Source organism: Streptococcus sp. HMSC065E03, assembly GCF_001815045.1.
In the GTDB taxonomy this organism is placed as follows: Bacteria; Bacillota; Bacilli; order Lactobacillales; family Streptococcaceae; genus Streptococcus; species Streptococcus parasanguinis_AD.
In genome coordinates, this window is the sequence record NZ_KV818853.1 from 159517 (window position 1) to 179998 (window position 20482).

At 44.4% G+C, this 20482-nt stretch carries 23 protein-coding genes; 1 reads left to right on the forward strand and 22 read right to left on the reverse strand.

Annotation, left to right across the window (positions count from 1 at the left end; translation table 11 throughout):
• Nucleotides 1-2: 2 nt before the first annotated feature.
• The 13 genes from HMPREF3002_RS07410 to HMPREF3002_RS07470 form a co-directional block, all read right to left on the reverse strand.
• Entirely contained in the window at nucleotides 3-1271 is a 1269-nt protein-coding gene (locus HMPREF3002_RS07410; protein ID WP_049483126.1) for a dihydroorotase, read from the reverse strand.
• Between the two features lie 11 nt (nucleotides 1272-1282).
• Entirely contained in the window at nucleotides 1283-1747 is a 465-nt protein-coding gene (locus HMPREF3002_RS07415) for an NUDIX hydrolase (RefSeq protein ID WP_003003493.1), read from the reverse strand.
• Nucleotides 1748-1755: 8 nt separating this feature from the next.
• On the reverse strand, nucleotides 1756-2409 hold the full coding sequence (locus tag HMPREF3002_RS07420) for a uracil-DNA glycosylase (protein WP_070665887.1): 654 nt from the start codon (nucleotides 2407-2409) through the stop codon (nucleotides 1756-1758).
• A gap of 130 nt (nucleotides 2410-2539) precedes the next feature.
• Entirely contained in the window at nucleotides 2540-4042 is a 1503-nt protein-coding gene (locus tag HMPREF3002_RS07425) for a glycosyltransferase family 39 protein (RefSeq protein WP_049506506.1), read from the reverse strand.
• Nucleotides 4043-4118: 76 nt separating this feature from the next.
• The gene (locus HMPREF3002_RS07430) at nucleotides 4119-4316 is read right to left on the reverse strand and encodes a hypothetical protein (RefSeq protein WP_049506507.1); all 198 of its coding nucleotides are present in this window, start codon (nucleotides 4314-4316) and stop codon (nucleotides 4119-4121) included.
• Nucleotides 4317-4814, reverse strand: coding sequence for a hypothetical protein (locus HMPREF3002_RS07435; protein ID WP_239681882.1), 498 nt, complete (start codon nucleotides 4812-4814; stop codon nucleotides 4317-4319). It lies immediately after the preceding gene.
• A gap of 66 nt (nucleotides 4815-4880) precedes the next feature.
• Nucleotides 4881-5372 (reverse strand): DUF3592 domain-containing protein, encoded by a 492-nt coding sequence (locus HMPREF3002_RS07440; RefSeq protein WP_070665888.1) that lies wholly within the window; start codon nucleotides 5370-5372, stop codon nucleotides 4881-4883.
• A 55-nt stretch (nucleotides 5373-5427) separates the two neighbouring features.
• A complete protein-coding gene (locus HMPREF3002_RS07445) occupies nucleotides 5428-6027 on the reverse strand; it encodes a hypothetical protein (RefSeq protein ID WP_070665890.1) in 600 nt (199 codons plus the stop codon).
• A gap of 150 nt (nucleotides 6028-6177) precedes the next feature.
• Entirely contained in the window at nucleotides 6178-6810 is a 633-nt protein-coding gene (pyrE, locus tag HMPREF3002_RS07450; protein ID WP_003003338.1) for an orotate phosphoribosyltransferase, read from the reverse strand.
• Nucleotides 6811-7248: 438 nt separating this feature from the next.
• The gene (gene pyrF, locus HMPREF3002_RS07455) at nucleotides 7249-7941 is read right to left on the reverse strand and encodes an orotidine-5'-phosphate decarboxylase (RefSeq protein ID WP_003014774.1); all 693 of its coding nucleotides are present in this window, start codon (nucleotides 7939-7941) and stop codon (nucleotides 7249-7251) included.
• A gap of 179 nt (nucleotides 7942-8120) precedes the next feature.
• On the reverse strand, nucleotides 8121-9059 hold the full coding sequence (locus HMPREF3002_RS07460) for a dihydroorotate dehydrogenase (RefSeq protein WP_070665892.1): 939 nt from the start codon (nucleotides 9057-9059) through the stop codon (nucleotides 8121-8123).
• Nucleotides 9060-9069: 10 nt separating this feature from the next.
• Entirely contained in the window at nucleotides 9070-9876 is an 807-nt protein-coding gene (locus HMPREF3002_RS07465) for a dihydroorotate dehydrogenase electron transfer subunit (protein WP_070665895.1), read from the reverse strand.
• Between the two features lie 185 nt (nucleotides 9877-10061).
• On the reverse strand, nucleotides 10062-11498 hold the full coding sequence (locus tag HMPREF3002_RS07470) for a DUF6688 domain-containing protein (protein WP_049506512.1): 1437 nt from the start codon (nucleotides 11496-11498) through the stop codon (nucleotides 10062-10064).
• Nucleotides 11499-11739: 241 nt separating this feature from the next.
• On the opposite strand from HMPREF3002_RS07470, the gene HMPREF3002_RS07475 reads away from it, so the two are divergent.
• Nucleotides 11740-12648 (forward strand): LysR family transcriptional regulator, encoded by a 909-nt coding sequence (locus HMPREF3002_RS07475; protein WP_003003594.1) that lies wholly within the window; start codon nucleotides 11740-11742, stop codon nucleotides 12646-12648.
• A 38-nt stretch (nucleotides 12649-12686) separates the two neighbouring features.
• On the opposite strand, the gene HMPREF3002_RS07480 is transcribed toward HMPREF3002_RS07475, so the two are convergent.
• From HMPREF3002_RS07480 to rpiA, 9 genes are all read right to left on the reverse strand, one after another.
• Nucleotides 12687-13418: an NAD-dependent protein deacylase gene (locus HMPREF3002_RS07480; protein WP_070665898.1), complete on the reverse strand. Its 732-nt coding sequence runs from the start codon at nucleotides 13416-13418 to the stop codon at nucleotides 12687-12689.
• Nucleotides 13419-14186, reverse strand: coding sequence for a hypothetical protein (locus tag HMPREF3002_RS07485; RefSeq protein WP_070665901.1), 768 nt, complete (start codon nucleotides 14184-14186; stop codon nucleotides 13419-13421). It lies immediately after the preceding gene.
• Nucleotides 14186-14896, reverse strand: a complete 711-nt coding sequence (gene deoD / locus HMPREF3002_RS07490) for a purine-nucleoside phosphorylase (protein ID WP_003007097.1) — start codon at nucleotides 14894-14896, stop codon at nucleotides 14186-14188. The genes HMPREF3002_RS07485 and deoD overlap by 1 nt, the downstream gene beginning before the upstream one ends.
• 290 nt (nucleotides 14897-15186) lie before the next feature.
• Entirely contained in the window at nucleotides 15187-15900 is a 714-nt protein-coding gene (locus HMPREF3002_RS07495) for a type 1 glutamine amidotransferase (protein WP_070665904.1), read from the reverse strand.
• Entirely contained in the window at nucleotides 15897-17129 is a 1233-nt protein-coding gene (locus HMPREF3002_RS07500; protein WP_256263421.1) for a chloride channel protein, read from the reverse strand. Before HMPREF3002_RS07500 ends, HMPREF3002_RS07495 begins: the two co-directional genes overlap by 4 nt.
• Before the next feature lie 4 nt (nucleotides 17130-17133).
• Complete coding sequence (locus HMPREF3002_RS07505) at nucleotides 17134-17943, reverse strand: purine-nucleoside phosphorylase (protein ID WP_070665912.1); 810 nt, start codon at nucleotides 17941-17943, stop codon at nucleotides 17134-17136.
• A 12-nt stretch (nucleotides 17944-17955) separates the two neighbouring features.
• A complete protein-coding gene (locus HMPREF3002_RS07510) occupies nucleotides 17956-18501 on the reverse strand; it encodes a DUF1697 domain-containing protein (protein ID WP_049499152.1) in 546 nt (181 codons plus the stop codon).
• Nucleotide 18502: 1 nt separating this feature from the next.
• Complete coding sequence (locus tag HMPREF3002_RS07515; RefSeq protein WP_070665915.1) at nucleotides 18503-19714, reverse strand: phosphopentomutase; 1212 nt, start codon at nucleotides 19712-19714, stop codon at nucleotides 18503-18505.
• 92 nt (nucleotides 19715-19806) lie between these two features.
• Nucleotides 19807-20478 carry a ribose-5-phosphate isomerase RpiA gene (rpiA, locus tag HMPREF3002_RS07520; RefSeq protein WP_070665918.1) on the reverse strand — a complete coding sequence of 224 codons (672 nt, stop codon included), beginning with the start codon at nucleotides 20476-20478 and terminating at the stop codon, nucleotides 19807-19809.
• Between the last annotated feature and the right edge of the window lie 4 nt (nucleotides 20479-20482).

Consider the following 20482-nt stretch of genomic DNA (forward strand, 5'->3'; position numbering starts at 1 on the left):
GCTTATCCTTGAAAAATCACTTGTCCATCACAGATTGTATAAGCCACTTTCCCTTTTAATGTTTCACCCACAAATGGTGAATTGCCAGCTTTTGAAGCGAAATGATCCGATACCAGACGATCTGCTTCTGGATCAAAGATGGTTAAATCAGCCGGTCCATCCACTGCGATATAGCCAGCATCAAAATCATAGAGACGTGCTGGATTATAGGACATCTTTTCAAGCAATTGCATCAGGCTTAAATGGCCAGCATGCACCAAGTAGGTCAAACCAAGAGAGAGCGAAGTTTCAAGCCCAGTCATGCCAGATGGTGCTTTGGTAATATCAGGAACATTCTTCTCATTTGCATGGTGAGGCGCGTGGTCAGTCGCAATCACAGAGATGACGCCTGACTTCAAGCCTTCAATCACTGCTAGACGGTCAGATTCCAAGCGAAGAGGTGGATTCATCTTAGCATTGCTTCCCTTAGTCAAGAGCAGACTTTCTGTTTTCGAAAAGTGTTGAGGTGCCACTTCTGCCGTCACATGAGCACCTAATCCTTGGGCAAATTCCACCACCTTGACACTTTCTTCCTTGGAAAGGTGTTGGATATGGAGGTGAGCACCTGTCGCATGGGCAATCATGGCATCACGCGCAGCCATTGAATATTCAGCTACACCCGTCGCCCCACAGACATGGAAGTGTTCCTTGGCAATGTTTTCATTCAAACCAAGAATGCCATTCAACTCAGGGTCTTCTTCATGCAGACTAATAAAGGTTCCTAGACGCTTAGCTTCTTCCAAAGCTTGGCGGACAACCTTAGTGCTTTGAAGGGGAATCCCATCATCTGAAAATCCTACTGCACCAGCCTTAAGCAGGCCTTCAAAATCTGTCAGGTGTTGACCGTCAAAGTTCTTAGTCACCGTCGCAACCGTATGAATGTGAAGATTTTCCTTGGCTGCAGAAGCTAAGACTTCCTCTAAGGTCGCAATATCTGAAATGGTCGGATTGGTATTGGCCATCATGACCACTCGAGTAAAACCACCCGCAGCTGCGGCTAAGGCACCCGTATGGATGTCTTCTTTATGAGTTTGACCGGGTTCGCGGAAATGCACGTGAACATCGATCAAACCAGGTGCCACAACCAGACCAGTAGCATCAAGGACTTCTTGTCCATCCGTTGGGAGGTTCTCAGCGATCTCTACAATTTTCTTTCCTTCAATGCGAAGATCACAGACTTGATCCAAGCCAGTCTTGGGATCCATTACGCGACCATTTTTAATGACAACCATTGCATTCTCCTTTATTCATAAAAATCAACATGCGACTCTAACAAGCGGTCGCCGTCATAGCGAAACATTGCTGAAAAGAAGGGTTTATCCTCCAAGAGCCACTCGACAAAGGTGTGGTCCCCTTCCCAGGTTGGTTTTGAGAGGACTTGATCATAAGGCACCCACTCCAAGGTCCCTTCGTTACACTCGATTAGTTCTCCTTCAAAATCTGTTACCTTGAAGACATAGGTGTACCAGTCCAAATCTGGAGTAAACTCCGGAAAGGTAATGATCCCTTTCAAGACTGGCTTGGCTCTAAGGCCCGTCTCCTCAAAAATCTCACGCGCCGCACACTCCTGTGGGGTTTCCCCGCGTTCTAATTTCCCACCAACTCCGATCCATTTGCCTTCATGGACATCATTGGGCTTTTTATTGCGATGCAGCATGAGAAATTCTTTCCCATTGTCAATGTAACAAATCGTTGCTAATTGTGGCATTTTTTCTCCTATCTTAACCAATCAATCGGCTCACGTCCCGCCTCTTTCAAAAATTGATTGGTTTTTGAAAAGGGTTGGGAACCAAAGAATCCTCGGTAGGCCGATAAGGGACTTGGGTGAGCTGATTCAAGGACCAAATGTCGATCGTTGGTAATCAGCGGCTTTTTCTTACGGGCATAAGATCCCCAGAGGATAAAGACAACAGGCTCCTCCAACTCATTAACCACCTTGATCACAGCATCTGTGAAAGGCTCCCAAATTTGTCCTGCATGGCCATTGGCCTGACCAGCTGGCACCGTCAAGCAGGCATTGAGCAAGAGCACTCCTTGCTCTGCCCAAGAGGTCAGATCATGGGAGCGCTTCTCTCCGATATCTGAGCGTAATTCTTTGAGAATATTTTGCAAAGAAGGCGGCGCTGGTACATGATCCGGAACAGAAAAACTTAAGCCCTGCGCTTGATCCGGTCCATGGTAGGGATCTTGGCCTAAGATCAAAACCTTGACCTGATCCATCTCTGTCGTCTGCAAGGCCTTAAAGACCTTGTCACGCGATGGATAAACCACTCCTTTGCTATAGACTTCATTCATAAAGTCATTGATCTGATGAAAATACCCTTCTGGAAGATGGGATTTGATGGCTTCATGCCAGGGTGAATGTTGCATGGAAACTCTCCGCTATCCAATAAATTCTTACCTTCCATTATACCACATTTGGCACAGATCCACTGGATAAAAAAGAGGCTGGGACAAAAGTCCTAGCCTCTATTTCTGCCTGTCAAACAAGCGAGAGCTTTTAGATATTTTCTTTCTTGATAAATCCTGCTAAACCGATCGAAGCGACTAGTAAAATTTGCGGTAAGAATTGGATGAGGTAGCGGGTCTTCCCGCCTTCAAAGATGGTCAAGAAGAGTAAGCCACCAAAGACCGCTAAGGAAAGGAAGTTAAAGTCATCTGTATCTCGACGTTTGAGATAAGCTCCAACCAAACCAGCCGATAGGACGATCCAAATCACCTGCTTGACAAATTCATAATACTTGTACTGCGGGCGATCAATGCTAAGGAAATAGGTCCGCACCCATTTTGCCAAACCATTATTTTTAGTCAGGGGTGCGTAGAGAGGATTGATAAAAGGCGTCTTCTCATACTCTACATCTCGGTACAGCCAGCCCAGGGTCCCTTCTGCTACCGTCAAAGATTGCTTGTAGTAGATATGCCCGATCAAACCGAACGGTCCGTACTCCTTGAGACGGCGCTTGATTTCTTTGATCACATTTTCTTTTTTAAAGAGGCCATTGTTGTAATCCGAGCGCTTATCCTCATCGATATAGGCCAGCAAGCCTTCTTTCATATCTTCTTGGTTGTGCCCCATATCTGTCAAGCCCAGATTGATAAACAAGAGTGGTCCTTTAGCCAGCCCTTCTTGTTTCAAGATCGGTACAACTCTTTGATGATTGACCGCTGTATTCAATCCTGCAAAGACAAAGCCCGTCGTCAAGACCGTCACCGTAGCAATCTTGCCAAAGGCCTTCCAATTTCCTCTGAAGAAGAGCACAGTCCAAAAGGCAATCATGACAATAATCGTCGTTGGACGGATCAACATGGTCACGCCAGATAAGATTCCCAAACCAACAATCTTCTTCCAGGAGACTGCTTGATCTTCCTTTAAGAGATCCAAGGCCCACCATAATTGAAGGGCAATCAATGGAAGCGGCGGAATGTCCGTGTACATGGAGTAGAAATAAGGCGAGTAACAGATCAAGCTCACATAGAAGAGATAGACCAGATCAGCCGTTTTTTGATTGAAATGCTTCTGGGACAGCTTGTACAAGAGGACTGCACCCAGATTGACATAGAGGATATTGAGAGCCTGCATGACCCACAGACCGCTAGAGCCAAATAAGACATAGAAAAACTTCTCGTAAAGAAAGAGCGGAATGTTATTGGGATTGCGACTGAGGTAGTTGGTGATGGAAGATTGCTTAAGAAGATCAAAAGCCCCTTTGAAAACAACCGCAGCATCCCGACGGATAAAGAGCTCCGCACAGACCATGACAATCACCTGAAAGACAAGGGCACCAAGCAAGAAGCCTTTTTTGTGCCGAGTCAACCAAGCAAAGGCACTCTTTAGCCCATCGCATTTCAGCCAGGCTAGCAGAAATAGCAATCCAGCACCTAAAATGGCTAGCCATGAAATCTCTCTCAGATAGATCACACTGATCAAGAACCAGTGGACCATCACTAGCAACATGACAACATGAAGCATCCCAAATAGAATACGTTTACTTTTCGATAACATAGGTCCATTATATCAAAAAAACAGCATTTCTGCTGTTATGGGGTGGTAGGAAATCATTAAGGTTGGGGAATAATCTTTAATCTTTAGGATCTTCCTTAAAATCAAACTCAATTTCCCGAGGCTCTGTGAATTCAAGGCCTCTATAAAAGAGAACGACCAACAAATATAAAATCAATCCCAAAAACAAGCGCATTTGAACAAAATATGCTAAAAACAGGACTATCATGCTTAAACAAACCAGGGCAAACAATTGACGTTTTCTTATTTTTCGCATTCACCACACCTCGATTCCATTTGCTGTTTTTTGAAGATACTCTACTGGTTTTATCTGACCAACAAATACTAGTTCTGCTTCATTTTTCTTAACAAACCGTTTCAACTGCACATATCTAGCAATAGCGACCAGCCATAAAGTGATCATAACTGCAAATAGAAACAAAAAGACATTTATCGCCCCTTCTCTAACATTCAAATCAAGATTTGCTTTCCCAAAGAAAAGGTCCATGGGAAGGATCTTTATAAATGTCCTTGCTAATAATAGGCCTAGTGGAACACCAATCAAAGAATAAATATTTGCTGGTGCTTTCTTTGAAAAAATTTGATCTTTAAACGAATGGTTGGTCTGGTACACTTTTCGGTACTTGTCGAAAGGGATTTTACTATTGCGTTTGACGATGAATTCTTCCCCTTGATCTGTCACCAACAAAAAGTACCCCCAGAGTGGCCTTTTCCCATTCAAACTGATATTAAAACATTGACCTCTTTTGATCATTGAAAATCCTCTCATTCAACCAAACATATATGAATGTGCTTTTTATTTCAGATAGGTCGGAACAATTCAACCTAACAAAGCTAGAATACATACTAACCCAAGATAAATTCCAACCGTTAGAATCATTCCGATTTTATAGAAACCGACTAAGCCGGCATATCGTTCGACAAAACCAAGCTGTGGATCGACTGGATTATAAAAAACTGTCATAGGAGACCCAATTGGGAATATCATCCGCAAATCCAGATTTTTGCCGGCTCCAAGAACATAGGTTCTATCGAAAACATTGGTTTGTCTTGACTTAGAAGAAGTCTCTCTAAAATAAGCGTAGGTAAAGTTCTTCTGGTATCTTTCACCCTCGACTTGATACTCCACCACAGGCAGAGAAATAAGCAGTTGATTTTGGGAATCAAAAGCAACTACTTCTCCCATAACTTTTGCGGTAGATTCTGTTTTCACTTTTATTTCACGGCGATACAAGGTGTAAAAGATAAGCAGCATGATCAGGAAAATAAGTGTCAGAATGCCCAAACTAAGCCAGAATATTGTTACTGTCATTAATTTTTTACCTTTTCACATAAACTAGTTGGTTTCAAATCCCTTGAAAAAATTTTTATTCTCCCCTTTTCAACCAATTCTGTTGCTGCGCTTTTTCTGCAAGATCTTTTGCTTTGTTTATATCTAGTGAGTTTGAATCTGATGGGGCATTGGATTCGATTTCTTCTTTCAATTCTTGTAAGGTTTGAACATCTTTCGGAGTCAAATTGGAGATCGAGTTAGATTCTTTTTCTGTCGAACTTTCTGGAACAGACTGAATCTCTCGATAGGTTTTGATCACTTCAGTTCCTGCGTCTGTTGTCGGAAGAGGACGATAGAACATGAAGAAACCAATAATGACAATCAGAAGAGCCGCAGCTGATACCAAAACCCCTTTCTGCAGATTCTCCACAGGAAGTTTAGTATCTTTAGTAGACAAGCTCTTCCATTCTGGATGTTCTTCCTCAGCTTCTTTTTTGGCGTTGAAAGCGGGGGTAACCAAGACTTGGTTCATCAAAGTCAGTGCCCCCAAGGCCATCAATAAAAATGGGATATGACGTGATTTACTAATGACCACTAAAATTCCTCCTGCAATAGCAATCAAACTGATGATGATATTGACGGTAAACCAGACCCGAGCCTGCTTCTTCACTTGCAAATAATGTTCTTTTGTCATCTTATTCTCCCTTACTCCCTTAAAAATAGTTTTTCCTTCATCCATAAAAACAATTACTACTATCATACCGGATTTTACTTTGAGATTCAAGTTAACCACCAACTAGTGAAAATAGTATAAAAAAGAAGCGTTAGAAACGCTTCCGTCCTATTATTTATTTTGCCAAGTTTCTTGGTTTTCCTTGAAACGGTGCAACAACTCTAAACCTTCAGAAGTGATATAACCTTGTTCTTCTGCCAAATGAATCAATTCTGTATAGTTAGACAAGGTTTCAAGTTGAACGCCAGCTTCCGCAAATTTCTTATCGGCTTTCTCCAATTGGTAGGTGAAGATGGCAACCACACCAAGAACGTCCGCCCCTTCACGCTTGGCAGCTGCGACAGCATCCAAGACAGATCCACCAGTAGAAATCAAATCTTCCACTACGACCATCTTTTGACCTTGTGGTACACGGCCTTCAATTTGGTTTCCAGCACCATGGTCTTTTGGTTTGCTACGGATGTAGGCAAATGGCAAATTCATCTTGTCCGCAATAATGGCTCCGTGAGGAATTCCTGCAGTTGCTGTACCTGCAATCACTTCTACTTCAGGGAAAGCTTCCTTGATTTTATCTACAAATCCATTTTCGATCAAGGTACGAGTTTCAGGATAAGCGAGGGTTACACGGTTATCGGTATAAATTGGGGACTTGATCCCAGATGCCCAAGTAAAAGGTTCTTCTGGTTTCAAATAAACCGCTTCGATTTTCAAAAGATGGCTAGCAATATCTTTAGCTAATGACATGACGACTCCTTTTTTACGATTTTAATCATATACGAATTAAATCATTTTTAGATTTAAACAACAACATTACAGGTTAGTGAACGCGTTAGGGAAGATCCCATGGACTTTTTAAGTTCCGACACTTAGTTGAAAGAAACGATAATTTTCTTTCAACTAAGTTAGTGAATAGTTTAGAGAAGGCCCTATCGGGCTCCGATTATTCCGACGATTACAGAAGAGAAACGATCATTTTCTCTTCTGTGATCTAGTGAACTCGTTAGGGAAGATCCCGTAGGACTTCCCGTACAGCTACAAAAAATCCCACTTTTAGTAGCGATTGGTATTCCGACGATTTAGAGGATAAAACGATTATTTTTATACTCTAAATCTAGTGAATGCGTTAGGAAAGGTCCCATAGGACTTTCCGTAGAGCTACAAAAGTTTCACTTTTAGTAGCTCTTACGCATTCCACTGTCTCTTAATTTCATGGTAAGCGTCCCATGGGTTTTCTGCTTGGATGATTGGACGTCCAACGACAATATAGTCAGATCCAATTTTATGGGCTTCTTGTGGAGTCATGACACGTTTTTGGTCACCAATTTCAGCTCCAGCAGGACGAATCCCTGGTGTGACACAGACAAAGTCTGATGAAGTGGCATCCTTGATCAAGGCTACTTCATGGGCTGAACAGACAACGCCATCCAAGCCTGCTTCTTGGGCCTTGCGAGCATAATTAACTACAGATTCTTGGACCGTTGTTTGGATGTTTTGGCAATCACGCATGTCTTCTTCACTGGTAGAAGTCAACTGGGTCACGGCTACCAACTTAGCCCCTTCACCAAGAGCTGCCTTGGCTTCGCGCATCATCTCTACACCACCGGCTGCGTGGACCGTCACCATATCTACTCCGAAAGTCCCCAGTACGGACATGGCTGATTTGACTGTATTTGGGATATCATGCAATTTTAAATCAAGGAAAATACTGTGTCCAAGCCCTTTGAGGTAATGTACAATTTCAGGACCAACTGCATAGAAAAATTCCATTCCGATTTTTACAAATAATTTTTCGTCTTCTGGAAAATGCTCTAAAAAGTTTTTGACATCCTCGAAAGCTGGGAAGTCAAGGGCGATAATAGGACGTTCTTCACGCATGGATTACTCCTTTTTTGATTGATCATTTTGTCTACAAAAAAACCTTGCCCGAGGCAAGGTTACACGAAAATTAGGTAGGAACAACTACCGTGATTCACCGTCTAGACCTTAGGAGCCTCTCTGGACTACTTTAAAGGTTTTTATTTATTGTAGTACGATATTTGGGAAAAGTCAAGGATTTACAGTAGATTTTCCCGTACATGTTTTCGGAAGTTCTCAAGGGTGTCAATACCATAGCGATCCATGACCTGTGGCAGATCTTCTATGATGGATGGACATGCATAAGGATCAGTGAAATTAGCGGTTCCAACTCCAATCGCAGAAGCCCCTGCAATCATCATTTCAATGGCTGCTTCGGCTGAATCGACACCTCCCATTCCGATAATCGGAAGTTTAGTGGATTGAGCAACCTGGCGGATGAGTTTCAAAGCAACTGGGAAAACAGCTGGACCCGACATGCCTCCGGTTCCATTGGCAATGATGGGCTTACCAGTCTTGAGGTCAAAGCGCATGCCCACCAAGGTATTGATCATGGTTAAGCCAGTCGCCCCTGCATCCTCTGCTGCTTTTGCGACCTGCGTGATGTCTGCTACACTAGGCGTTAACTTGACATAGACAGGGACTGAGGACGCATCTACCGCTGCTTTCACTGCCGCATAGGCCAACTCAGGGACCTGCCCAATCAAGAGGCCATTGTTGCCATGGTCTACGTTTGGACAAGAGATATTGAGCTCGATGGCCTTGACATTTGGCGCTTGCGAGATCTTCCGCGATACCGTTGCATACTCTTCATTAGAGAAGCCAGCTACATTGGCGATAATCGGTAGATCTGGATAATGCTGGGCCAACCAAGGGAGTTTCTCTGCTAGGACCACGTCTACCCCTGGATTTTGGAGACCAATGGCATTGAGCATGCCTGCAGGCGTCTCAGCAACACGGGGCGTTGGATTACCAAAACGAGCCTCAGCGGTTGTCGCCTTGATCATGATGGATCCAAGCAGGTCTAAATCATAGTATTTGGCATATTCCTGACCAAAGCCAAAGCAGCCGGAAGCCGGAATAATGGGATTTTTCAAGTCTAATCCTGGTAAGGATACAGCTAATCGATTACTTGTCATACTTTCCTCCCTACATCACAATCGTACCGGTTTCAAAGACTGGACCGTCTTCACACACGCGCTTATTGGCTGCTTGGCTTTCATTTTCCAGATGCACTACACAGGCATAGCAAGCACCCATCCCACAAGCCATACGCGATTCCATGGAAATATAGGCGCGAGGATGGTCATGAAATTTGGTATTGACATATTTGAGCATACCAGGGGCTCCACAAGAATAGATAGCATCAAACTCCTGGTCCATCTGATCAACGATGGTTGAAACATAGCCCTTGGTGCCATAAGAACCATCATCTGTCGTTACAGTGACATGAGCCACCTGAGAAAGCTCTTCTTCCAAAATAACGGCTTCTTTGGTCGCAAAGCCGACAACCACTTCAACTTCCACCCCTTGCTCATGGAGTTGTTTGGCCACTTGGACCAAAGGAGGAACACCGATACCGCCACCGATGATCAAGGCTTTCTGACCTTGACCGAGATTAGTGAGATCAAAGCCATTTCCCTGAGGCCCCATGACACTGAGTTTGCTACCGATTGGCAATTGGGAAAAGATAGCTGTCCCCCCACCTTCGATGCGGTAGATCAAGCGACACGTCTGTGTCTCAGGATCAATCTCAGAAATTGAAATCGGACGGCGAAGGAGCTTGGCCCCATCAGGGACGCGGATATGAAGGAATTGACCTGGCAGCATCTGCGCCACCATTTCCCCCTTCAAGATCATAGAATAGATGCGGGGAGCGATTTCTTCTTGAGCGACGAGCTCCATCTCCTCCATCATGATTTTGCCAAAGCGTTTTTTACAACTGTCACTGACCATTGGTTTCCTCTTCTTTCTTTCAGCAAAAAAGACCTCGCAAAAGCAAGGTCCCACAAATGGTCAGCTAGACTCCGTCCGCTGATCTTTATTCCGTCTTTCCTTGCAGGCCTCTCTGGACCTCTTAAAGGTTAAATTTGTCTCATTATATCGCGCTCCTTCTCGCTTGTCAAGTAGAAATCGGTAGCTTACGAAGCTTTCTTGGGGTCAAAATCTTCTGGGATCGGTTTGATGTATTGCATGGCAATTCGATTTTCAGGCTTACGATCAACTAGATAAAGAACAAGTAAAAAGAGCCATTCCAAGGGTTTCATTAGGTAGTAAATCAGGTCCATAGCCCATTTCTTCTTGATGTGTTTAGCAAAGGGATAGCCATAGCGGTCGTAATTGCGACGCAAGAAGCGATGGAATCGCGGCGTCTTTTCTTCTAGTACCTGTTCAAAGGCATTGGCAATACAAAGCTGGCGATTGACAACGACTGGATGACCGTGGCGGATGCCCATCCGCTGGGGCTTGACAACTTTTTCATGCCCACCAGCCGCAACCGTACAGAGATAGTGCTCATCAATGATAAGATTCTGAGGAGGGATCTTCTGTGAGAAGGCCCAATCAGCTGTATTGGTCCATGCCTTGATCATGGAATCCGGCTGCTGCCCAAAGAGCATGAGAACAAGGACAACAAGGGCAAGGGTTGGAATAGCGATAAGGACCGCTAGCCATGGCCAGTTGCGCGACTTGTTTAAGAGCTGATGGAGCCATTGAAGTAGACGATTCTCATAGCTTATCTCTGTTCGATCTTCCTGCCACTCCTTAATGCGAACCCATAAGAGATGGATGGAATAGATCAGTAAGAAAAAGGTGTGAAAACTTGCTACCTGCAGTTGATTATCAAAAACTAAGAGGAGAACCACTCCTCCTAGAATGCCACTAATACAGAAGACATTTGCTAACGGCGAAAGTGAATTCGCATCCCGGTAGGAATAGATAATCAAGGCTAGTAAAGTAAGAGCTGCCAGTGTAAAGAAGGTCGGATAGGCGCCAGACCAGATCAAGGCATGTTTCTGAGAATTGATCAAGGGCTCATTCCATTCGTAAAAGGTCATCTCCTTGACGATGTAAATGAAAATCGCTTCGAGAAAGCAACCAAAGAGACCAAACCAAAGAACAATTGTAGGCTGTTGCTTTTTCTTTTTGACAGGCTTAGGATTAGGTGATTCTTGCTTTTCCTTCATAAGAGATGCGTCATCTTCTCTTGTCCCTTTTCCTTCCTTTGGCACCCTATCTTCAAACAAATCCGGATCTTTGAGAGCTTCTTCTTCAGCTTCTTTGAACTGGAGGCTAGACCACCGACCGATCCCATAGATAATGACAAAAATATTGGGAACAAAAAGGGCTAAGGTCACACCATAGGGCAAGACCTCCATCGTAAAGGATACTATAGCAAGAAAACTAAATTGAATGAATGGATCCTTAATTGCGTAGAGCGACTGACTAATAACCAAATAGATGTAAAAGGCCAATAGAATCAGAGCATTGGTCACAAAATTGATCTGCAACAGACCAGCTGTGAAATGGGTTTCCAATTCCTTATCCTTTTTCTTATACCAGGAAACGAGTTTTTTCATAAGATCTCCTCAATCAATTTTTTACCATTCTATCAATCAGATCTTACCTTCAGCAAGGCAAAACTGTATTTTTCCATCAAAATCAGTCCCCAGATGTAGATTTTGTTTCCAATCTTCTATTTTTTAACTATTTGATCTAGCCTACTTCCTATTACCTACCTCAGCCTGTCTTATTCTCATACAGTCCTTGAAAGACCACATTTTACGGGAAAAACGCGCTTTTTTATGTTAAAATAAAAGCATGAGAATACAACAATTACAATACATTATCAAAATCGTCGAAACCGGCTCTATGAATGAGGCCGCAAAACAACTCTTCATCACTCAACCTAGCCTTTCCAATGCTGTCAAGGACTTGGAAAATGAGATGGGAATTGAAATCTTTATCCGAAATCCCAAAGGGATCACTTTGACCCGCGATGGGATGGAGTTCCTCTCTTATGCCCGCCAGGTGGTGGAGCAGATTGACCTCTTGTCCGAGCGCTATAAAAATCCTGTGGGCTCTCGTGAGCTTTTCAGCGTCTCTTCACAGCACTACGCCTTCGTGGTTGAGGCCTTCGTTTCACTATTGAAAAAAAGCGACATGGAAAAATACGAGCTCTTCCTACGGGAGACGCGGACTTGGGAGATCATCGATGACGTCAAGAACTTCCGCAGCGAGGTTGGCGTACTCTTTTTGAATAGCTACAACCGCGATGTCCTCTCTAAGATGCTGGATGATAATCACCTGATTGCCACCCACCTCTTTACAGCGCAACCTCATATCTTTGTCAGCAAGACCAATCCTCTTGCCAAGAAAGAGATCGTTCACTTGTCAGATCTGGAAGATTTCCCATACCTTAGCTATGACCAAGGAACCCACAATTCCTTCTACTTCTCAGAAGAGATCCTCTCTCAAGAGCATCATAAGAAATCCATCGTCGTTAGTGACCGGGCGACCCTCTTTAATCTCTTGATTGGTCTAGATGGCTACACCATTGCGACCGGGATCCTCAACAGCAATCTCAACGGAAATAACATCGTCTCCATTCCCCTTGATATCGAAGACCCGATCGAGCTGGTCTACATCAAACATGAAAAAACAGCCCTCTCAAAAATGGGAGAAAAATTCATCGAATACTTGCTTGAGGAAGTGAAGTTTGATAAGTAAAAAAATATCTGAGTGATCCATGTTCACTCAGATATTTTTTATGGTCTTAATTGAGAAAATACTTCTCCAATTTTTCCTTCGATAACTAGGTCTGCTTGCTTGTCTTGTGGGATACTGGTCTTATTGATGACAACCAGCTTCTTCCCTTGGAAATACTGGATCAAGCTAGCTGCTGGGTAGACCACAAGAGAGGTTCCACCGATAATCAGCAAATCAGCCTCTTGGATGGCTTGGGCTGCTTGACTAAAGACCTCCATATCAAGAGGTTCCTCGTAGAGAGTCACATCCGGCTTGACCACCTTACCACAGTCCAAACAGTGTGGAACTGGGCCTTCTAAAGCTAGAAAGGCCTCTAAATCATAAAATCGCTGGCAACCCGTACAGTAATTACGGTCAGCACTACCATGGAGTTTCAAGACTTTCTTAGACCCCGCCATTTCATGGAGACTATCAATATTTTGTGTCACCACCGCCTTGAGTTTACCGGTCTCTTCAAGCCGAGCCAGATAGCGATGGGCTGCATTGGGCTTGGCATCTGGGTAGAGTAGGTATTTCTTATAGAAGTCGAAAAAGTCTTCTGGATAGCGCTCAAACATGGTATGGGAGACCAATTGCTCAGCTGTCAAATGCCGCCCCAACTGAACACTATAGACACCGTCTGAACTTCGAAAATCTGGAATATTTGACTCCGTGGAAACTCCTGCTCCACCGAAAAACACGATCCGTTGACTCTGATCAATCATCTCCTGTAATTGCGCAATCTTATCCATCTACTTCTCCTTTAGTAGCTCTTCCATGACAGCATTGGCCTGATCAAAATAAAAGTTAGCTTGATCGTAATGGATGCCTGTGTAGCTTGCAAGGTCAACCAAATTCTTCATAAAATCCTGAGATGAGAAACCCGTCGTCCGATGGAGCTCTTCTTCATCAAAGGGCTTGATCAAGTGGGCCAAGGGGTTGCGAACTGATTTTTCTAACTCCCGCAATTGTTGGGCCGCAACTTTGACGCTATCTGGCAAATCCAACTGCACAATCAACTCCGTCAAACTGGATGAATTGACCACACTTTCGCTGTGGAATTGCTGCAGGATAGGGTTGTCGGACGCATGCAGGCTCTCAAACTTCCAACGGTCATAACTCGATTCTTTGGAGTTATGAATATAGTTAGTAATATCAGGAATTTTCAACTGAATCAATCGCATAAAGATCCGATAGATAGCTGGGCTAACGGCACGAACAAAGTCAATAATCTGCTCATTTCGCAACTTCGCCTCTAAGTCATAAAGGTAATTGGCCAACTGCTCATCTTCTGGTTCTTCATGCCAAAAAAGCTGAAAACCAGTCGCCTCTAGCAACTCGGTTCTCAACTTTTGATTCATGACGGGTTGGATATTGAGTTCACGACGCTCCGCCATTAACTGCAGTAAGCTCACCAACAAATCCGGTACTTCTTCCTGCTGTTTGATAGAGCGCAGAGCCCGGCTGTAGTGATAATTTTGGAGATCGTAGAGCCATTCATCATGAAGGAATTTTGCCATTAGTCTGCAATCAAGGTCTCAAGACCAACTTTCATCATGTCTGTGAAAGTATTTTGACGTTCTTCAGCAGTTGTGTCCTCATCTGGATTGACCAAACTGTCTGAAATCGTCATGATGGCAAGCGCATCCACATGGTGTTGAGCAGCAAGATAGTAAAGAGCTGCTGCTTCCATTTCTACAGCTTTCACACCCCATTTACCAAGCTCGATGTTCTTTTCACCATAGTTTGAATAGAAGACATCTGATGACAAGACATTACCCACGTGAGTGGTCATGCCAAGGTCCTTAGCAATGTGGTAGGCCTTGTCTAAAAGATCAAAGCTAGCGATTTGTGGGAAATCGTATTGAGGCCAGTCGTTGCGGATGATATTTGAGTTGGTTGCGGCAGCTTGTGCCAAGACCAATTCACGAACATGCACATCCTCATTCAAAGAACCAGCCGTTCCCACACGGATCAATTTCTTCACACCGTAGTCGACAATCAACTCACGCGCATAGATGGAGATGGATGGCATCCCCATTCCAGTACCCATGACAGATACACGGTGACCCTTGTAAGTCCCTGTATAACCAAACATGTTACGGACTTCGTTGAAGCAAACAGCATCTTCAAGGAAGTTCTCAGCAATAAATTTCGCACGAAGAGGATCCCCAGGAAGAAGAATTTTATCAGCAATTTCACCCTGCTTAGCAGCAATATGGATAGACATAGTTTTTGATACAAAGAGCGACCAGAAAGCGACTGAAAATTAGGAATCTGACGAGAAATCCTGATTTCTCAGTCAGATTATCTATTTTCCGAGCTTTCCGCTCGTGTTCAAATTAGAACACATGCTCTACCTTTCTTTTTTATTTTTTTAGAATAGGCGTGAAAGAGGCAAAGTAAAAATAGGAAATCCGACAAAGATGCACCGCATCTAGAAGGATTTATCTTTTTTACACAGTTCTCCGCCCGTATTCAGTTCAGCGAATACGGTAAACCCATCCTTTCTTTTTTTATTTATTTTGTTAATGAATCCAAAAACGCAAAGAGTTTGGCATTCATTTCTCGATAATCGTAAGCACGAATGGCTTCAGGTTTTTGAACAAAGGTCAATTTTTGACTTTGTTCTTCCAAAACATCTTCACCGTCAGCAGCAATCAAGAGATCGACTGCTTCTGAATCAAATTCCAAGTGGGCTTGAAAGGCATAATGTTTCGGACTAAAGCGAATAATCTGACGTGGACACCCTTGACTAGTAGCAAGAACAACAGCATCTTTTGTCAATCCTGGCATATCACCATGCCAGTGGCCAGTTTCAAGAGTTTTTCCAAACTCACCGACATGTGGATCTGTGAGTCCTTCAGGCGTCAAGGTCACTGGATAAACCCCAATCTCACGTTCCGGACTGTGCTCATACTTCGCTCCATAGGCAACAGACAGGAGCTGGGCACCCAGACAGACCCCAACAATATAACGATCTGCCTTCATGGCCTTTTGAATCAGTTCAATCTCTGCCTGAGGATCGTAGTATGGAAAAGCTTCTCGATCTTCATCTGGCGATTGAGGTCCTCCCATGACGATCAAAAAGTCAATCTCATCCACTGACTCTGGTAAGGTTTCATTCTCATAGACTTTAGTCGTGGTCACTTGATGGCCACGCTCCTGTGCCCATTTTAGATAAGCGCCCGGCACTTCAAAGGTTTCATGCAGTACAAAATGAACCTTCATCATTTCTTCTCCCATCTCTTTCGAATCACGTATGACAGACCAGCCGCAAGTACAAGCGGAATAGACAAATTCCAAGTTTGCCCTGTAAATCCAAGGCTCAGGGCAATGGCTGTCAGAGGAGCTTCTAGGGTCGTCCCTAAAAAGACTGTAACTCCAAGTAACATCCCTATAGCTGGATCCAGATGAATCCTAAGGACTGTCAAAAGCAAGGTCACTAGATAGCCAGATCCAATCCCTAAGGCAAATGATGGCGTCAAGGTCCCTCCATAGGCACCATTGCGCAAGAGGAGGTAAACTATAAGCCCCTTCACTGCAAGAGTCAGTGGAAGATAAGGAATCGGCTGACTAGACAAGAGGGCTTGTGCTAGTACCTGGCCATTTCCCATAAAGATAGGGAAAAAGGCTACTAGGCTCCCCAGCACTAGAAAGGCTAGAGGAAGAGCCCAAAGGACCGTCCCGTCCTTCCGCCGTTTGTGACTAGCCCGCTTGGCGAGGAAAGCAAAGACCAGAGCCAAGGGAGTGACCAAGAAAGCAATCACAATAGCCTGTAAGAAGCTGCTAGCCGACCATGAGACTGCGGACAGGTGATAAATGGCCTCCTGACCAACGATGGGCTGAGCGACCCAGGTGGCCAGATAAGTACTGGTCAAAACCAGTAGAAGATTCTGCCAACTGTAGGCGAGTCCTAAGGTCTCAAAGACAAACAAGCTGCTGGCAAAGGGGACCTGATAGACCGCAGCTAAACCAGCTCCAGCACCACAGGCGATCAAGACTTTCCGCTCTTTGAGAGCTAGAGAGAATCCCTTCGACAACCGACCAGCTAGAAGAGCCCCGACCTCACGTGGGGCTCCTTCTTTTCCGACCGATGCACCTGCTCCGACAATTGCCACCTGCATCCCTGAATGAAGGAGGTGGGCTAAGGGCGCTGGTTCCCTGTCTCCAGCTAAGTCAATTTGCTGGCGAATAGACAGGATCTTATAACGCTTTTGCAGGACATACCAGAAGCCTGCTGCCAAGCACCCAGTCACACACAAGACCAGAAATCTACGGAGACCTCCAGCTTCTTGAAATTGCTGGAGTAAATCCGACGTATCTTGACCAAAGGCCAGCCCTTGCACCCCTTCTAATAGATAATGACAGGCAATTCCGACCAGACCCGTCCCGATCCCTAATGATAAGGTGGCTAGAAGTAACCTCAGTCCGTAGGGCAGACTTTGGAGTCGTACTTTCATTGGATTAGAGCTCAGCAAGAATCGCTTTTAGCAATCCTTTGAAGTCGCCTTTGACGCGCTCTGTCACTTCCACTACTTCTTCGTGGTTGAGCTCTTCTTGGAAACCAGCCGCAAAGTTGGTAATACATGAAATACCAAGAACCTTCAAGCCAGAATGCGCTGCAATGATGACTTCAGGAACAGTTGACATTCCGACAGCATCTGCACCAAGAGTCTTAAACGCACGGATTTCAGCTGGAGTTTCGTAGGTAGGACCAGTCACACCGATATAAACCCCATCATCCAATTTGATACCCAATTTGTCAGCTACTTTGTGGGCGATTTCACGGTATTCAGGTGTGTAAGCTTTCGACATATCTGGGAAACGTGGACCAAAATCATCCAAGTTTTCACCGATCAATGGGTTTTGACCAGTCAAGTTGATATGGTCTGTGATAGCCATCAAAGTACCAGGACCAAAGCCAATACCACCGGCAGCGTTGGTGACAAGAACTCCTTCACAGCCCAAAACTTTCATGACACGAACTGGGAAAGTCACAACTTCCAATGGGTTTCCTTCGTAGAAGTGGAAACGTCCTTGAAGGGCCAAAACCTTGCGTCCAGCAAGATCACCGTAGACCAATTTACCAGCATGACCGACAACCGTTGAACGACCCCAGTTTGGAATTTCAGAATAGTCTACTACAACTTGATTTTCGATTTCTTCAGCCAGTTCTCCAAGACCTGATCCAAGGATCAAGCCAAACTCAGGTGCTTCCATTCCTTTGCCCTTCAAAAAAGCAGCTGTTTCATTGATTTTTGCTAATAATGTCATTGCATATCTCCTTTATGATTTCCTTAAAAATTGGCCAATTTTGTCGAATGTATTGGCATTGCGAATGGTCAACAGACGGTAATCCGGCATCTTGAGGACTTGTCTGTGGTAAGCGGTCTTTGTATAGGTTTCTTCTGAGTATTTGCCCCAGTAGATCCCAAGTCTTCCACGATGAATGATTTCATCACCGAGCGAAAAAGAGGAGACCAGCTCCCAAACGGCATCCTGATCAAGGCCTTCTGTGTAAAAGAGAACATCCTTGCGGGCCAGATCCTCCTGCCACCAGGCTGGTAAAGCAGCGAGATCTTGCGCATAGTCCTCAGCTGAAAAGAGAGAAAAAGACTGGATAAAGGGATAGTGATCACAAAAGAAATGTCCCAGCAAATCCACCAATTCTGCTTTAGAACCAGCAGATTCAAAGAAGATATTGCCACTATTGATGTAGGTCTCTACCCCATCCAGCCCGATCGTTTGGAGCTCCTCTCGAAGCTCTGCCATCACGACCTTGTTTTTCCCGCCAACATTGATCCCTCTTACGAGGAGAGCGAAGCGTGTCATCTTAGTTCAATTTGTCTAAGAAGCTTTCACCGATCATGGCTTTTTCAACACCAAAGTTCTCTGCAATTGTTGCAGAGATATCAGAGAAATGACCGACTGGAATCACACCATTGCCCTTGAAGGATGGGCTATAAGCCAAGAATGGGATGTATTCACGCGTATGGTCTGTACCAGCGTAAGTTGGGTCATTCCCGTGGTCTGCCGTGATCATCAAGAGGTCATCTTCACGCATAGCTGCAATGATTTCTGGCAAGCGTTCGTCAAATTCATGCAAGCAATCGCGGTAGCCGTGAGCATTGCGACGATGACCATAAAGAGCATCAAAGTCTACCAAGTTGGTAAATGAGAAGCCTTCTTGGAACTCAGGAAGCCCCATCGTATTAATCAAGGTATCCATACCGTGGCTATTTGATTTGTTGTGGCCCATATCGTGGTTGATACCTGCACCGTTGAAGATATCGTTAATCTTACCAACCGCATAGGTATCAATACCAGCTTCGTTCAATTTGTCCAAAACAGTTGGCGCAAATGGCGATACAGCCAAATCACGACGGTTGGCCGTACGAGTGAAGTTTCCTGGCTCACCAACGTAAGGACGCGCAATGATCCGACCAAGAAGAGCTGGACGTTCCAAAGTGATGGAACGAGCGTATTCACAGATACGGTAGAGTTCATCCAAAGGAATGATGTCTTCGTGAGCTGCGATTTGAAGAACTGGGTCAGCAGATGTATAGATGATCAACTCACCAGTTTCCATTTGACGTGGTCCAAAGTCATCGATAACAGCTGTACCAGAATAAGGTTTGTTAGCTTCACGAATGACCTTACGACCTGAGAATTCTTCGATTTTTGTCAAGATTTCTTCAGGGAAACCATTCCAGAAAGTATCAAACGGTTCTGTAATATTAAGCCCCATGATTTCCCAGTGACCAGTCATGGTATCTTTTCCAAGAGAAACTTCTTGTAATTTTGTTGCATAACCAGTTGGATTGCTCTCAGCTGGAACAGTCTTCAAGGCTTGTTCACGAGGAATGTTTCCAAGCCCAATTTTCGCCATATTTGGGACATTCAAACCAACTGATTTTGAGATGTGTCCAAGAGTGTCTGATGCGCCATCTGGAACTCCTGCATTGACAAAGTTATTGGCATCTGGTGCAGCACCGATCCCAACTGAATCTAGCACAACTAAGTGCATCCGTTTAAATTTTGACATAAACTGCCTCTTTCCTTTATTAAACTAGCTATATTATACCACTTCCCTATAAGAAGAGAGCCGTTTTAAACCCGGCTCCTCTTTAGAGAAACCTATTTTTCGATGATGACAGGACCATCTGGTGTCCCTACAATCACTTTTGAAATCATGTTCAAGAACAAACCGTGCTCTACAACTCCAACCGTATGATCCAGTTCATTGGCTAGAGCTTCTGAATCCTTGATCACCTTGAGATCCAAGTCAATGATAAAGTTGCCTTGGTCGGTGACAAAGCGCTGATCCTCCGCAAGACGGAAAGCAGGCTGGTAACCTTTTTGTTCAAAGTGACGGAAAAGATTCTCAGCTCCGTATTGCACTACTTCCACTGGAAGTTTGAAAGCCCCAAGAGTTGCGACTTGTTTCGATTCATCTACGATCCAAATACAATCTTTAGAATTGGTAGCGACAATCTTTTCCATGAGGAGGGCACCACCGCCACCTTTGATCCCGTTTAATTGAGGATCCACTTCATCTGCGCCATCCACTGTCACATCGACCACTTCGACATCGTCGATAGCCTTGAGCGGGATGCCTAAACTTTCAGCCTGATCATAGGTCACACTCGACGTTGTGACAGCTGTGATCTGCAAGCCTTCTTCTTTGATGCGACGACCCAATTCAGCCACAAAATAATAAGCAGTTGACCCTGTACCAAGACCGACAATCATGCCGTCTTTGACAAACTCAGCCGCTTTAATTCCTACCTGTTCTTTTAGGTTTACCATCATA

What these genes read in the sequence shown, in the direction of transcription:
- HMPREF3002_RS07435 (WP_239681882.1), bottom strand. Translation starts at nt 4,814, where the DNA reads ATGATCAAAAGAGGTCAATGTTTTAATATCAGTTTGAATGGGAAAAGG.
- HMPREF3002_RS07465 (WP_070665895.1), bottom strand. Translation starts at nt 9,876, where the DNA reads ATGGTCAGTGACAGTTGTAAAAAACGCTTTGGCAAAATCATGATGGAG.
- HMPREF3002_RS07495 (WP_070665904.1), bottom strand. Translation starts at nt 15,900, where the DNA reads ATGATGAAGGTTCATTTTGTACTGCATGAAACCTTTGAAGTGCCGGGC.
- HMPREF3002_RS07500 (WP_256263421.1), bottom strand. Translation starts at nt 17,129, where the DNA reads ATGAAAGTACGACTCCAAAGTCTGCCCTACGGACTGAGGTTACTTCTA.
- pyrF (WP_003014774.1), bottom strand. Translation starts at nt 7,941, where the DNA reads ATGCGTGAAGAACGTCCTATTATCGCCCTTGACTTCCCAGCTTTCGAG.
- HMPREF3002_RS07485 (WP_070665901.1), bottom strand. Translation starts at nt 14,186, where the DNA reads ATGGCAAAATTCCTTCATGATGAATGGCTCTACGATCTCCAAAATTAT.
- HMPREF3002_RS07425 (WP_049506506.1), bottom strand. Translation starts at nt 4,042, where the DNA reads ATGTTATCGAAAAGTAAACGTATTCTATTTGGGATGCTTCATGTTGTC.
- HMPREF3002_RS07510 (WP_049499152.1), bottom strand. Translation starts at nt 18,501, where the DNA reads ATGACACGCTTCGCTCTCCTCGTAAGAGGGATCAATGTTGGCGGGAAA.
- pyrE (WP_003003338.1), bottom strand. Translation starts at nt 6,810, where the DNA reads ATGTCATTAGCTAAAGATATTGCTAGCCATCTTTTGAAAATCGAAGCG.
- HMPREF3002_RS07430 (WP_049506507.1), bottom strand. Translation starts at nt 4,316, where the DNA reads ATGCGAAAAATAAGAAAACGTCAATTGTTTGCCCTGGTTTGTTTAAGC.
- HMPREF3002_RS07480 (WP_070665898.1), bottom strand. Translation starts at nt 13,418, where the DNA reads ATGGATAAGATTGCGCAATTACAGGAGATGATTGATCAGAGTCAACGG.
- rpiA (WP_070665918.1), bottom strand. Translation starts at nt 20,478, where the DNA reads ATGGTAAACCTAAAAGAACAGGTAGGAATTAAAGCGGCTGAGTTTGTC.
- HMPREF3002_RS07410 (WP_049483126.1), bottom strand. Translation starts at nt 1,271, where the DNA reads ATGGTTGTCATTAAAAATGGTCGCGTAATGGATCCCAAGACTGGCTTG.
- deoD (WP_003007097.1), bottom strand. Translation starts at nt 14,896, where the DNA reads ATGTCTATCCATATTGCTGCTAAGCAGGGTGAAATTGCTGATAAAATT.
- HMPREF3002_RS07460 (WP_070665892.1), bottom strand. Translation starts at nt 9,059, where the DNA reads ATGACAAGTAATCGATTAGCTGTATCCTTACCAGGATTAGACTTGAAA.
- HMPREF3002_RS07515 (WP_070665915.1), bottom strand. Translation starts at nt 19,714, where the DNA reads ATGTCAAAATTTAAACGGATGCACTTAGTTGTGCTAGATTCAGTTGGG.
- HMPREF3002_RS07440 (WP_070665888.1), bottom strand. Translation starts at nt 5,372, where the DNA reads ATGACAGTAACAATATTCTGGCTTAGTTTGGGCATTCTGACACTTATT.
- HMPREF3002_RS07470 (WP_049506512.1), bottom strand. Translation starts at nt 11,498, where the DNA reads ATGAAAAAACTCGTTTCCTGGTATAAGAAAAAGGATAAGGAATTGGAA.
- HMPREF3002_RS07475 (WP_003003594.1), top strand. Translation starts at nt 11,740, where the DNA reads ATGAGAATACAACAATTACAATACATTATCAAAATCGTCGAAACCGGC.
- HMPREF3002_RS07420 (WP_070665887.1), bottom strand. Translation starts at nt 2,409, where the DNA reads ATGCAACATTCACCCTGGCATGAAGCCATCAAATCCCATCTTCCAGAA.
- HMPREF3002_RS07445 (WP_070665890.1), bottom strand. Translation starts at nt 6,027, where the DNA reads ATGACAAAAGAACATTATTTGCAAGTGAAGAAGCAGGCTCGGGTCTGG.
- HMPREF3002_RS07415 (WP_003003493.1), bottom strand. Translation starts at nt 1,747, where the DNA reads ATGCCACAATTAGCAACGATTTGTTACATTGACAATGGGAAAGAATTT.
- HMPREF3002_RS07505 (WP_070665912.1), bottom strand. Translation starts at nt 17,943, where the DNA reads ATGACATTATTAGCAAAAATCAATGAAACAGCTGCTTTTTTGAAGGGC.